Here is a 15,165-nt window from a genome sequence, read left to right as displayed (position 1 = left end):
TTTTTTAAGCTCAATGAGCTGATTTCAACCTATATGACTCATATACAAGAAAAAAAGAGGTCGTAACCTCCTAGGCATCATCTGAATTTCCAAATGTGTCTATTTCGTTACAGCCTCTTTTTCAATAAAGTAACACAATTTTTAAGTGGGCTCATATACTAGAATGTATAAGAAAAAAAATAGGCTTATATAAGAAGGAGGATAAAGATGAGCAAACACTTAAAGGAAGTCTTTGCCAGCAGGTTTCAAGTGCATTTACTTGAAACTATTCAGCCTGAGCCATGTAATGTAAAGGGAACGATGGATATCATCGTGGAAGAAGTAAATGATGATGGAAGTCCATGGAAGAATCAGGCAAAGCGTTTTGTGAAAATTTGTCATTCACAAAATGAGTGTACACATGCAGAAATCAACATTGATGAACAAAGTGGTATCGGAAAGATGACGCTGAACAATATGGGGGCTATGCAATACCGTATTTCACAGGTGGATGAATGTGGTACCCAAATGATCAATGGGGATATGTATGAGGTTACCTATCGAGTAGACGATGAAGAGATGGAAAGTGATTATGCGACCGTGATGTTTGATGAACAACATTCACACCGCATGCTTCATATCATCAATCGAAGATTATCAAAAGCATATTTACAAATTAGTAAATCTTTGCGTGATCGTAGAGGAAATCCAAAGAAACCATGCGAGGATATGGAATTTTTAATTCGCATTACTAGAAGTGATTGTTATGAGAAATTTGTGAAGTTGAATGTTCATAATGGGTTTTGTGCATCTGTAGAAGATTTATGTGCAGGTGTATATCACATTGAGGAATTTGAATATTGTGATTATAGAGCGTTCTATCGTTTGAATGAACAAGAAGAAACAACGAGTACATTATTTGAATTGATGCCAGGTACAAATATTTTGCATATCTGTAATGAAGAGCGAATGGATACACAGCTGACCATTGAAAAATACGTTCGTAACAATTGTGGAGAATTAAATAAACCAAGTTGTTTTGAAGAGTTTCAAGTGTCTATTATATCCGATGAACATGATGAGTGTATCACACTTTGTGAAGAGAATGATTTCTGTGCCACATTGTATGGTTTAACTCCAGGATTTTATGATATCCAAGAAGTGAATTGTGATGGAAGTTTGTATGAGACTAGTTATATTGTTGGGGGATGTGATGAGAGCGAAGGGGCACAACTGCAACTTTGTGAAGGAAATTATGAAGAAGTATGGATTATCAATAGCAATATAGAACGCAATACTTGTTGTGATATGCAACCATCTGCTTTGCGCATTTGCAAGTTTATACGAGGATGTGATGGCAGAGTTTGTAGACCACAAGAAGATGCACAGTTTAAAGTTATGGTAAGAGGATGTGGCATGAATGAAGCCTTTTATCTAAATGCCAACAACAATTTCTGTATTGATCTAGCAAGTCTTTGTGTGGGGGAATATGAAGTATGTGAGATCAGTTGTGGGGAATACAATACGAGTTATAGTATCAATGGGGGAAGAGAGAAAACCAGTGCTTGTCTAAGATATGATAGAAGCGAGAACTTCTGTGTTTCCATTATCAATGAAGAACGTAATCGTGGTAGCATTTGTGTAAGTAAATATATTCGTAATGAATATGGCGATATGATGAAACCAGAAAAGGGACAATGCTTTCAAGTAAGTTTAAGTTCTTATTTCTGTAAACGTTGTTTTGAATTGAATGAGGATAATGACTTCTCTATGTGTTTCCATGATTTGCGTTTTGGAAGTTATGAAATACGAGAAGAGGAAACTTGCGAGTATGAAACAAGTTATCAGGTAGATTGTGAACGAGAACGACGTCATGCCAGATTTATGGTAGATGATTGTTGCGACCATGAAGTAAAGATTATCAATAGTATAACGCGTAATAACTGTGGCATTTTAAAGATAAGTAAATTTATTGAAACCGCAAGTAAAGAGTTGGTGAAACCTGCACGAGATGAAGAATTCGAAGTAGAAGTAGAGGGTCCATGTTTCTCTCAATGCTATGTCTTACGGGCTTCCAATAACTGGTGTATACAATTAGAAGGATTACAAGAAGGTGAATACCAAATCAGTGAATGTGGAAGTGCATGTTATGAAACTACGTATTTGGTAAACCGCGAAATCTGTAAAGAAGCATTTGTTTATATGGGGGACTGTAACCAAGATGTATGCATTATCAACCGTGCAATGCATAGTGGAAGTTTGACACTATCTGCCTGTGTTCGCAGATGTGATGGATGTATGGAAAAACCATCAAATGGTGCCTTCTTTGAAATCTTAGTAGAAGGAAGTGATGATTGTTTCAAAGTATGTTTGGATGCGTCAAATCAATGGTGTGCTGTATTGGATGAGTTGTGCGAAGGCAAATATCGCATCATTCAAAAGGATAATATGGGATATAAAGTAAGCTATATCGTACACGGACGAGAAGAAAGCTTTGGAAAGATCAAACTTGGTTCACAAGATGAAGAAGTTATGATTATCAATGAAGAAACAGCTTGTATGGGAAGTGTCATTGTTACAAAGTATATCATGGATGAACATGGTGATTTATGTACGCCTTGTCCACAAGATGAATTCCACTTTGAATTATCAGGAAGATGTTTCTGTCGTACGTATACGTTAAGAAATAGGAACGATTTCTGTATCTATTTTGATGATTTAGATGAGGGAGAATATGAAATACGGGAATTAGATGAAGGCTATGATGTGCAATATCGTATCAACAATTCTTGTGTAGAACATGCATGTTTTGTACTTGGAAGAGATGATATTCATGTAGATATTATAAATTCCATCAGTAGAGAAGGTATGGTACACATTGAAAAAAGAATTCGTAAAGGAAACGCACTTGTAAAACCTTCACCTGAGGATTGTTTCCAAATTTTATTAAAAGGGAAGAATACACACGAAGTTTATGAATTGAACTGTGATAATGATTTCCGTATTACCTTATGTGATTTATGTAAACAGCATTATGAAATCAAAGAACTTAATAGTGCTTGTAAAACATGTTATAACGTTGATGGAAATCTACAAAGCGATGGGTATTTCCTCTTTGATGGAGAACCAATCGATGTTACCATCATCAATGAAGAAATGTTGTTTGGATGTATGGAACTCAATAAAGTGATAGCAAGTGAAGATGGTAGACTAATCAAGCCGAATCGCTATGAATGTTTTGAAGTATTGGTAGAGAGTGATTGTTTCAAACAGAAGGTGGTCTTAAGTAAAGATAACGACTTCTGTGCTAGACTCTATGATTTACCACAAGGACATTATGAAGTAAAAGAATTGAACAACGATGGATATGTAAGTTATTTAATCAATGATTTACCATATGAATCTGCCTGTGTGGATGTATGTGAAGATGATGTATGCATTACCATTATCAACCATCCATGTGCACTTGGAAGCTTGCATTTCCAAGGTATGGTAGAAGAGCAAGGATGTTTAAAAGAACCACGTTGTGAAGATGAGTTTGTAATACAAGTAAGTGGTAAGAAGTGTTGTGAAGAACTAATCTTTAACAATAAAAATGAATTCCAACAAGAGTTGAGTAATTTGATACCAGATTCTTATATGTTGAAGGCAATCGGAAATGAAAATGTTCGCTTTGAAATGGAAGGGCAATGTTTTGATGATGAAGTTTGTATAGAACTTCGTGGGGAAGATGTTTGCGTCAATGTGATTGTACAAAAGAATTATGGGGTAGATATTACCATTCATAAATGTATGATGGATTGCCATGGAAACTTATTAGCACCAGAACATGATGCATGTTTTGAAGTACAATTGATACATGCAGAGAGTGTGAAGAACTATACTCTGAATTCTTATAATAACTTCACACAAATTGTAGAAAATTGTTTCCCTGGGAAATATGAAATTAAGGAATGTGGATGTGATACGATTACCCTTGTAGTAAACGACCAGTGTGCTCAAAATCATGGATCATTCGAAGTAGGAACACATGATGTACAAGTAACACTTATCAATACAATGAAGTCCAGTGCTTATTTGCATATTGAAACGAGAATACAAGATGGTCATGGTAGATTGATTAAACCACATCAAGATATGTGCTTTGAAATGGAAGTTAAAGGGGAACATTTCCACGAGAAGTTTATGATGAGTTGTCAAAACTCATGGCATGAAAAAGTATGGTTAGAAGAAGGTATGTATGAAGTTACACAGAAGGCAGATTGTGATTTTGATGATGTGTACTATCTTGTCAATGATCAAAAGATGAGAGAAGCCACACTTACCATTTGTGATGAAGATCAATACGTTACTGCCATCAATGAAGAATGCAGTGCAAGGGGAAGCATTGAAATTTGTAAATTGATACGAGATGAAGAGGGATGTTATTGTTATCCTGCACAAGATGAATCCTATTGGATAACAATACAAGGTGCCTGTGATACAACGCGTATTCTCTTGAATGCTGACAATCATTTCTACGCAAGCATTCGTTCACTAAAAGATGGATACTATGAAGTCATGGAAGAACAAGGAAGTGATCAAGTAGAGTATATCGTAAACAATGCCACACCTTCCTCTTCTGGAAGAGTTCATGTCGCGGGAAATGCAAATACAATCAATATCATCAATCCTATGAATCCTATGCCAAAGAATGGTAGCATTGACTTAATTAAATATATGGAAACATCCGATGGAATCTTTGTGAAACCACAAAGTGGAATGTATCGCATCCATGTATCCAAACCAGGTTATAATGAAATGTTCTATTTAAGCAAAGAGAATAGTTATCGTATGCGTATTGATGGTTTAGAAGATGGTCTTTATGTAGTAAATGAAGTGGATGTAGAAGGTGTTACGTATATTGTGAATGGAGGAAGTCAAGTTGATCGTGCCAGTGTACAAGTACGTAACAATGCCAATAAAGTAGAAGTTATAAATCCAGAGACGGTTTCAAAAACAGGAAGCATTACGTTAGCAAAATATATTCGCGAGAATAACCAATTGCGTCGTCCTACAGGAACTGCATCCTATGTCTTCCTTGTATCACGTCCTGGTTTTAATCAGCTCTATACCTTAGATGCTAGTAACCAGTGGATGCAAACCATCGAAGATCTTGAAGATGGTGACTATGTCATCAACGAAACAACCAACGAAGATAAAGTGACTTATATTGTCAACGGTGGTAGTGAAGTGGATCGTGCGGTTGTATCTGTAAGTGGAAATAGCAATACACTACAAATTATCAATACGCAAAAGCCATCAGGAAAAGGCAGTATTCATATCGAAAAATATGTACGAGTTGGTATGAAACTACGCCGTCCTACAGGGGATTATGAAGCAGAAATATTTATTAGTAAACCAGGGTATAATGAAAACTTCCTGTTAAATGAAAGCAATGGATGGATGGTAGATGTAAAGGATTTAGAAAGTGGACTGTATGTAATTGATGAAGTAGGAAACAATGATGTGGTTACCTATATCATCAATGGGGGAAGTGAAGTAAGCAATGGTGTGGTAAGTGTTGATAATGATGAAAATATGGTGATGATGATCAACACGATGAATGAAGATTCATCTTCCATCAAACTGAATAAATATGTACGTGATGGAAGTGGGGTATTACATTCACCTAGTGCAAATGAACAATTTCAAGTAGAAGTGAGTGGACAGGATGGTTATCGAAGTGTGGTAGTCTTGAATGCTTCCAATGGATGGAGTTCTACATTGAAGAACCTAAGCAATGGGTATTACACCGTAAAAGAAATGAGCAATCTAGGATACTCTGTAAGCTATATTGTAGATAACGGGTTAGAAACAAACAATGCAAGTATCTATCTACAAGACAATGCACACACGGTGAATATTATCAATTCTTCTGGGGAAATGATGGGAAGACTTGAAATTACAAAATTGATTAAGAATGCGGATGGTACACTCATTATGCCTGCAGATGGGGATATCTACTTTGTGGAAGTATCCAATGAATCGACCATAAGAAAAATACAACTTGATTCAGGAAACATGTTTACAAGTGTATTACAAGATCTTCCTGAAGGGCAATATCGCGTGTTAGAAATTGCGAACTTATCGTATTTAACCACATATCGTGTCAATGGAGGGCCAGAAGCAACCAGTGCTACCGTTATGATGGCGAGTGGAATTAACAACCAAGTAGAAGTCATCAATGAATTGCGTGGAAATCGTAATACCATTGAAGTCTTTAAATATATGTTAGATAACGATGGGAATTATTTACCACCTGTTGCGCCTGACACGTATCAATTTTCCATTACTGGTATTAACAATGAGGTAAATGAAACCTATGATTTGAATGTGGATAACAGTTGGCATCAAAGTCTTCGAACCCTGCCAAGTGGAACGTATCAAGTGAAAGAGTTAGGTACTTCACCATTTCCAGTAAAATATTTAATCAATAGTGCAGACTTAAAAGAAGAGGCAATCTTCAATGCGGCACCTGGTTCTACAACGGTTATCGGTATCATCAATTTAACATCCGATAATACTGGACAGGGAACGATGGTTATTACAAAGCGCATCCGTGAAATCAATGGAGCGTTGAATGTGCCAATGGATGGAGAAATCTTCACGGTTACGGTAAATGGACAAAATACAACGCAAATTGTGACCTTAGAACCAGAGAATAATTATACGTTTACGCTTTCTGATATCGCATTCGGTGTGTATACGGTAGAAGAAGTAGGAGCGGATTATAATGTCACGTATAGAGTAAATGAAGGACAAGTTACTTCAACAGGTGTTGTGAATGTGGATAGCAGTGCGATGAATGTGGTACTCGTTATCAATTCACGAACGGATGATGTAAGTGATACGAGCAATGTGATGAAGCGACAAGACAGTGTTGTACGTGTTGTCATAGAGTAAAAGAAGTTGGGGGAATGATGGGGAAGATAAAAGACGAAGTGCGCGCTTCGTCTTTTTCTTATGTGTGGATGTAGGAAAAGTGGTATTTTATAGATAAATCGGTATGAAAACACAGTTTTATTTACATTTTTTGTCATTTTGTTTCAAAATTTGTAAATATTTGAGACATATTTTCACATATCAAAAACAAACCGAAATAAATTGCTTTTATTTCTAAAAAAAACATCGAAATCGCTAGTAAAATAAAGTGATTCGTTTTATAATGGTTAGGTATCAGTTATTCAAGGAGGAAAACAAATGACTAAGAAATTTATGTCAATGGACGGTAATACTGCTGCTGCACATTGCGCTTACGCGTTTACCGAACTATCTGCGATTTACCCAATCACTCCATCTTCACCTATGGCTGAAGTTGTGGATCAATGGGCAACACAGGGTCGCAAAAATATTTTCGAAAGCGTTGTAAAAGTAGCTGAACTTCAATCTGAAGGTGGAGCTGCTGGTGCCGTACACGGTGCTTTACAAGCAGGAACATTAGCAACAACATTTACAGCATCTCAGGGTCTACTTCTAATGATTCCTAACATTTACAAAATGGTTGGGGAATGTTTACCAGGAGTTATCCATGTAGCTGCTCGTGCATTGGCATCAAGAGCATTGAATATCTTTGGTGACCATGAAGACGTTTATGCTTGTCGTCAGACAGGTGCTTGTATGTTAGCATCTCACTCTGTACAAGAAGCTATGGACTTAGCTGGAGTTGCACATTTAGCTGCAATCAAAGGTTCTGTACCATTCTTGCATTTCTTCGACGGATTCCGTACTTCTCATGAAGTTAGTAAAATCGAAGTGTTGGATACAGAAGTATTCAAAGGTTTAATCGACAAGGATGCATTAGCAAGTTTCCGCAAAAATGCATTAAATCCTCACACAAACCCAGTTACTCGTGGTGGTGCTGAAAATGACGATATCTTCTTCCAAGGTGTAGAAGCTCGTAACACTCACTTCGATGCAATTCCTGATATCGTTGCAGGTTATATGAGCGAAATCAGCAAAGTTACAGGGCGTGACTATGCTCCATTTACTTATTATGGTGCTGCAGATGCAGATCGTATTATCGTTGCTATGGGTTCTGTTACAGAAGCTGCAAAAGAATTGATCGATGCATTATGCGCTGCTGGAGAAAAAGTTGGTATGATCAAAGTTCACTTATACCGTCCTTTCTCTGTTAAATACTTAAATGCTGTACTTCCTAAGACAGTTAAGAAAATTGCTGTATTAGACCGTACAAAAGAATGCGGTGCAATGGGTGAACCATTATACTTAGATATCTTATCTGCATTAAAAGATACAGACATCGAAATTATTGGTGGACGCTATGGTTTAGGATCAAAAGATACACAACCATACCACATCAAAGGCGTATTTGATGAATTAAAGAAAGACGTTATGAAAAACTCTTTCACTATCGGAATTAACGATGACGTTACAAACACTAGTTTAGAGGCTGATAAATCATTTACTATCGATACTGACTATACTAGCTGCTTGTTCTGGGGTCTTGGATCTGATGGTACCGTATCTGCAAACAAGTCAACTGTAAAAATCATCGGTGATAATACAGATCAATATGCACAAGCTTACTTTGCATATGACTCTAAAAAAGCTGGTGGGGTTACACGTAGTCACTTACGTTTTGGAAACTCTCCAATCCGTTCAACTTACTACATTGACAACGCAGACTTCATTTCATGTTCATTAGATGCTTACATCTTCAAATATGACATGGTGAAAAACATTAAAGAAGGTGGTGTCTTCTTATTGAATACTACATTCTCTAAAGAAGAAATCATTGAACATATGCCTAACCGTATGAAAGCACAGTTAGCACAAAAGCACGCGAAATTCTATATCATCAATGCGACAAGCATTGCACAAAGTATTGGTATGGGTCGTCGTACAAATACAATTCTTCAGTCTGCATTCTTCGCACTTAACGAACAGATCATGCCTTATGCATCTGCAGTTGAGTTGATGAAAGCTGCTGCTAAGAAATCTTATAGCAAAAAAGGTGATGCTGTTGTTGAATTAAACTACAAAGCAATCGATGCTGGTAAAGCTGGTATTGAAGAAATTGCAGTGGATGCAGCTTGGGCTAATCTTCCATTTGATTCAACTCGTAAACTTACAGGTGATGAATACTTCGATAACCATGTTGCAGTAATTAATAGCCTTGAAGGATATGATATGCCAGTATCTGCATTTACAGGAGATTTCTTATTAGATGGATCTATCCGTAACAATGTAGCATTCGAAGAAAAACGTACAATCGCTGTTCAGGTACCAACTTGGCATCCAGAAAACTGTATCCAATGTGGAATCTGTAGCTTCGTTTGTCCTCATGCAACTATTCGTCCATTCTTATTGAATGATGAAGAAATTGCTAACGCTCCTATGGCATTCGATACATTACCTGCAATGGGTAAAGGTGTTGAAAACATGAAATATCGTATTCAAGTTTCTCCTGCAAACTGTGTAGGTTGTGGACTATGTACGGTAGAGTGTCCAGGAAAAGCTGGAAACAAAGCACTTGAAATGGTAGATATCAATGAAAAACTTGATGAAGAACCATTAGCAACTTATTTATACAAACAAACAGATTACAAATCTGAATTCTTCCCAGTAGATACTGTTAAGGGTTCTCAGTTCTTAATGCCTTATTTTGAAGTAAGTGGAGCTTGTCCAGGATGTGGAGAAACACCTTACTACAAATTGGTATCTCAGTTATTTGGTAGAGACTTATTAATTGCCAATGCTACTGGATGTTCTATGATTTACTGTTCTTCTACTCCTTCTACTCCATTTGTTAATGATGCAAACGGTGAAGGTGTTGCTTGGGCAAACTCTTTATTCGAAGACAATGCTGAATTCGGATATGGTATGGCATTAGCTCAAAACTACAAAGAAGCTAGAATCCTCAAAACAATGGAAGACAACATGGACAATGTTGATGCAGCTTTAAAAGATGCATTTGCTAAATATGTTGAAATTCACGGAGATCGTGAAGCTGAAAGAGAAATTGCTCCAACGATTAAAGAACTTGCAGCTAAATCTGATATCGAAATGGTAAAAGAATTATCTGAAGTTGACTTAGTAAGCAAATCTGTTTGGATTGTTGGTGGAGATGGATGGGCATATGACATCGGTTACGGTGGACTTGACCACGTTCTTGCTAACAACTTGAATGTAAACGTATTAGTACTTGATACTGAAGTTTACTCTAACACAGGTGGACAGTCTTCTAAATCAAGCCAGGCTGCTTCTATCGCTAAGTTCGCTGCTGGTGGTAAAACAACAGCTAAGAAAGACTTAGGACAGATCGCTATGGCATATGGTCATGTTTATGTAGCTCAGATTTCTATGGGTGCTAACAAAGCTCAGACTTTAAAAGCAATCAAAGAAGCTGAAAGCTATGAAGGACCATCATTGATCTTAGCTTACTCTCCATGTGCTGAACATGGTATTAAGGGAGGTCTTGCTAACCACCAAAGAACACAAGCGAAAGCTGTTGAATGTGGTTACTTAGACTTATACCGTTTCGATCCAAGAAACGAAAAACCTCTAACAATCGACTCAAAAGAACCAGACTTCGAAAAGATGATCGACTTCATGATGAGCGAAACTCGTTACAGCCAATTACCTAAATTAAAAGGTGAAACTGCATACGAAATGTTCGAGAAAACTAAGAAAGATGCTATGAAACGTCATAGAAGATTAATCGCACTTTCTAAAGAAGAAGCTTAATAAACGTTAAGGACTGAGAAATCAGTCCTTTTTGTTTACTTTATTACGCTATAAAATTGTTACCATTTGTTAAGAAATGCACGCATATGAAATAGATTTTGATATAATAGAAACACGTTATAGAAGAGGAGGAACAAAGTGAAAACAAAAGGAAAGAAAAGAGTTTCTCCCTTACTAAAAGTATTACTATCTATAGAAGTGATTTGTATTGTTCTTTTGATAACATTGTGTGGGTTCAAAGATCGAATTCCATTACTTGCGGATATGTTTGATGAAGAAGTGGTGGATGTAGTGTTGGATGCAGGACATGGTGGGTTTGATAGTGGATGTGTTTCTGGTGATTTATATGAAAAAGATATCAACTTGCAAGTTACTCTTCAAATAGGAAAACAATTAGAATCTGCTGGATATAAAGTGTCTTATACACGCGATAGTGATAATGTTGATTGGGCAGATGAAGAGATGGGAGATTTACGATATCGAACAAAAGTTTCCAACAATAGTGGAGCGAAGCTCTTTGTGTCCATTCATGTGAATTCAGAAGAAGTAGATTATGGCTCTTATGGATATGAGGTATGGGGACAATTTGATAAAGCAGAGGTAGAAAGATTAGGAACGAATATCTTAGATAGTGTAGATACACTTGGATATTCACTTAATCGTGGAATGAAAGATCAAGATGTTTCTCCATTGCATGTGCTACAAAATAATCAAGTACCTGCTGTATTATTTGAGTTAGGGTTTATCAATAGTGATATAGATCAACGTCACTTAATTGAAGGTTATAGCCAAACACAGATGTCAAATAAGATTGCGGAAGGTATTAAAAAAACGTTGGATGAAATAAAAAAAGAAGAAGAATTAAAAGAAAAAGAAAAATCTTAATTTACAAAATAGGATTTTTCTGTTAAACTTAGAGTCAATAAGGGAGTAGTCAGCACGATATTGTGCGAATATGGTCAACAATCCCGAATATTATTATTCTGGCCTAATTCTTAAATGACGAGACTTATAAAAAGGTAGTGCTTTTTATATAGTCTCGTTTTTATTTTGTTAAAGTGGTAAGACTAGTAAATGCACAGTAAAGAAAAGTGAGGATCTTATATGAAACAAAATTATCAAAAAGAAACGTCAGAAATACTCAATGAGTTAAATACTACGTTAGAAGGACTTAGTAGTAGTGAAGTTGAAAAACGAAGAGAACAATATGGAAGAAACGTATTAGAGGAATCAAAACCAGTTTCTCCACTTGTTGTATTTTTAACGCAGTTTAAAGATTTATTGGTAATCATTTTGATTATTGCGGCGATTATCTCAATGGTAAGTGGAGAAGTAGAAAGCACTATTGTTATCCTTGCGGTTATCACGATGAATGCAATTTTAGGAACTGTACAAACCATTAAAGCACAGAAATCTTTGGATTCCTTAAAGCAATTATCCACTCCTCATACACGTGTAATTCGTGATGGTGGAGTTATGGAAGTAAGCAGTAGTGAGTTGATGGTTGGGGACATCATGTTGTTAGAGGCTGGAGATGTTGTAGGTGCGGATGGACGTATCTTAGATAGCTTCTCTTTACAAGTGAATGAAAGTGCCTTAACCGGAGAAGTAGAAAGTGTTGATAAACAAATTGAAGTGATCGAAGAAGAAAGTGGTATCGGCGATCAGAAAAATATGGTATTTTCAAGTGGATTGGTAACTTATGGACGTGGTAAAGTAGTAATTACTTCTATTGGTATGAATACTGAAATTGGTAAAATTGCGACACTTATGAATACCACAAAAGAACGTAAGACTCCACTTCAAAGAACCCTTGATGATTTTAGTAAGAAGTTAAGTGTTGCGATTATTGCCATTTGTATCCTTGTATTTGGTTTAAATATAATGCAAGGGAATAATGTCTTAGATGCAATGATGTTTGCGGTAGCGTTAGCGGTAGCGGCAATTCCAGAAGCACTTGCTAGTATCGTTACCATTGTACTTGCAATGGGTACTTCTCAAATGGCTAAAGAAAATGCCATTATTAAGAATATCAATTCCGTAGAAAGCTTAGGTTGTGTTAGTGTTATATGTAGTGATAAAACAGGCACCTTAACACAAAATAAGATGACCGCAATCAATGTATATCGCAATGAAGAATTGATTGATGCGAAAACGATGAATGAGGCAATGCCACTAGATCGTATGATGATGTTAGGCTTTGGTTTATGTACCGATGCACAAACAACAGAAACCCAAAGAATTGGAGATCCAACAGAGTTAGCACTTGTGGATCTACTTGCAGTATATAATATTGATGAATTGAAATTGCGTGAGAAATATGCACGTATTGATGAAAATCCATTTGATTCACAACGTAAGTTAATGTCTACTTTGCATAAGATTGATGGAAATTTAACACTTATGTTAAAAGGGGCATGTGATGAAATTTTACGCAAAGCAACACATATTCAAATGAGTGATGGAATTCGTGAGATAAAGGAAGACGATCGTAAGAAAATCTTAGATAAAAATACGGAGTTTGCACAACATGGATTGCGTGTTCTAGGATTTGCATATCGCCATGTCAATGATGAAAAAATCACATTAGAAGATGAGGATCAATTAACCTTCCTTGGATTGATTTCCTTAATGGACCCACCACGTGAAGAAAGTAAAGTAGCAGTTGAAAACTGTCTACGTGCAGGAATTACTCCAGTGATGATTACTGGAGACCATAAAGTAACCGCAAAAAGTATTGCGACATCTCTAGGAATCTATAAAGATGGAGATGAATGTGTAGATGGAAGAGAATTAGACGCAATGAGTGAAGAAGAACTAGTGCAGCGTTTGAAACATATCACAGTGTATGCACGTGTGGCTCCTGAACATAAAATACGTATCGTAAACGCATGGCAAAAAGAAGGCAATATCGCCGCGATGACAGGAGATGGGGTAAATGATGCTCCTGCCTTGAAACAAGCGGATATTGGTATTGCAATGGGTATTACAGGGACGGAAGTTAGTAAAGACGCCGCAAGTATGATTCTAACCGATGATAACTTTGCGACCATTGTAAAAGCAGTAGCTACTGGACGTAATATTTATGCGAATATAAAAAATAGTATTATCTATTTATTATCTGGTAACTTATCTGGAATCATCTGTGTTCTAGCAGCTTCTCTATTAGGTCTAAAAGTACCATTCCTTCCAGTACATTTATTATTTATCAATCTAGTTACCGATTCTTTACCAGCGATTGCGATTGGTATGGAACATTCTACAAAGGATATATTAAAAGAAAAACCAAGAGATCCAAAAGAAGGAATCTTAACCAAAGATACGATGCAACAATTAGGATTCCAAGGTGTCTTGATTGCAATAGCAACTATGATTTCTTACTTCTTAGGATTACAAGTAAGCTGGGAAATCGCAACTACGATGGCATTCTCAACATTGTGTTTAGCTAGATTATTCCATGGCTTTAACTGTCGTAGTAAAGGTTCTTTATACCGTATTGGATTCTTCTCTAATAAGTATTCCATTATGGCATTCTGTATAGGATTTATATTCTTAACATGTATTCTTATGATTCCTGCATTACATTCTTTATTCTCTGTAACAACAATCACATTAGAACAATTGTTAATGATCTATGGTTTAGCATTTGCACCAACGTTCATTATTCAATCTGTAAAAATGTTGAAACATATGTAAAAGAAAAGGCATCGTCATTGTGGCGATGCCTTTCTAGTTCAAATACTTTCGAATGAACGTATGTTGAAATAATTTTTTCCAATTTGTATGATACGTAATTGGATATAGTACAAGGGTTAATAGGATGCCTGCGACAACATCGATAATTGAATGCTGTTTTAAAAACATCGTAGATAAGATGATCAAAATGGAAAGGATGGAAGTAGAGCCCTTAATTAGTAGAGGATGTTTAAAGTTTTTATAACGTAATACGGATAGATGAATGGCCAATGTGGTAGAAACATGAATGGATGGACATACATTGGTAGGGGAATCAAATCCCTGTAACATAGATACTATGTTTGCAAATACATTATCTGGATAATGATCCACTCGCAAATCTAATCCATTTGGAAGGATTGTATAAATCAATAAACAAATACTCATTCCTGTAAACATGAAGAAACAAAGATTTTGAAATTCTTTATGATCTTTCAACATATAATATCCTTGCGATACTGCCAATAAGGGAAACCAAAGGGCGTAGGGGATAATAAAGATTTCTAAGAATGGGATATGCGCATCGATCGGTGAATATAAAATATATTTAGCGACGACAATTCTCTCCAATAAAAAGAAATAGATGAGATAGAAAATCCAATACCCTAACAGCCTACAGTGTGGGTGTTCTTTGATCCATTTCATTGTATTTTTTATCATATATGCCCTCCTTTTTTCAGTTTATTATAACGCGAATAGTAA

At 36.2% G+C, this 15,165-nt stretch carries 5 protein-coding genes; 4 read left to right on the top strand and 1 reads right to left on the bottom strand.

The features are described from left to right. Window positions 1-207: 207 nt before the first annotated feature. From ACWG42_RS10740 to ACWG42_RS10725, 4 genes are all read left to right on the top strand, one after another. Entirely contained in the window at window positions 208-6,924 is a 6,717-nt protein-coding gene (locus ACWG42_RS10740) for an MSCRAMM family protein (RefSeq protein ID WP_455792241.1), read from the top strand. Window positions 6,925-7,221: 297 nt separating this feature from the next. Beyond that, window positions 7,222-10,728: a pyruvate:ferredoxin (flavodoxin) oxidoreductase gene (gene nifJ / locus ACWG42_RS10735; RefSeq protein WP_455792240.1), complete on the top strand. Its 3,507-nt coding sequence runs from the start codon at window positions 7,222-7,224 to the stop codon at window positions 10,726-10,728. A 138-nt stretch (window positions 10,729-10,866) separates the two neighbouring features. Further along, on the top strand, window positions 10,867-11,613 hold the full coding sequence (locus ACWG42_RS10730; RefSeq protein ID WP_455792239.1) for an N-acetylmuramoyl-L-alanine amidase: 747 nt from the start codon (window positions 10,867-10,869) through the stop codon (window positions 11,611-11,613). A gap of 219 nt (window positions 11,614-11,832) precedes the next feature. Continuing rightward, a complete protein-coding gene (locus ACWG42_RS10725; RefSeq protein WP_455792238.1) occupies window positions 11,833-14,424 on the top strand; it encodes a cation-translocating P-type ATPase in 2,592 nt (863 codons plus the stop codon). Between the two features lie 33 nt (window positions 14,425-14,457). Here ACWG42_RS10725 and ACWG42_RS10720 read toward each other — a convergent pair whose 3' ends face one another. Beyond that, window positions 14,458-15,123, bottom strand: coding sequence for a phosphatase PAP2 family protein (locus tag ACWG42_RS10720; RefSeq protein WP_455792236.1), 666 nt, complete (start codon window positions 15,121-15,123; stop codon window positions 14,458-14,460). Between the last annotated feature and the right edge of the window lie 42 nt (window positions 15,124-15,165).

This window comes from Amedibacillus sp. YH-ame10, assembly GCF_053848885.1.
The sequence above is the reverse complement of the archived record's forward strand: the minus strand, read 5'-3'. Positions and strand labels throughout refer to the sequence as shown.

What these genes read in the sequence shown, in the direction of transcription:
- ACWG42_RS10740 (WP_455792241.1), top strand. Translation starts at nt 208, where the DNA reads ATGAGCAAACACTTAAAGGAAGTCTTTGCCAGCAGGTTTCAAGTGCAT.
- nifJ (WP_455792240.1), top strand. Translation starts at nt 7,222, where the DNA reads ATGACTAAGAAATTTATGTCAATGGACGGTAATACTGCTGCTGCACAT.
- ACWG42_RS10725 (WP_455792238.1), top strand. Translation starts at nt 11,833, where the DNA reads ATGAAACAAAATTATCAAAAAGAAACGTCAGAAATACTCAATGAGTTA.
- ACWG42_RS10720 (WP_455792236.1), bottom strand. Translation starts at nt 15,123, where the DNA reads ATGATAAAAAATACAATGAAATGGATCAAAGAACACCCACACTGTAGG.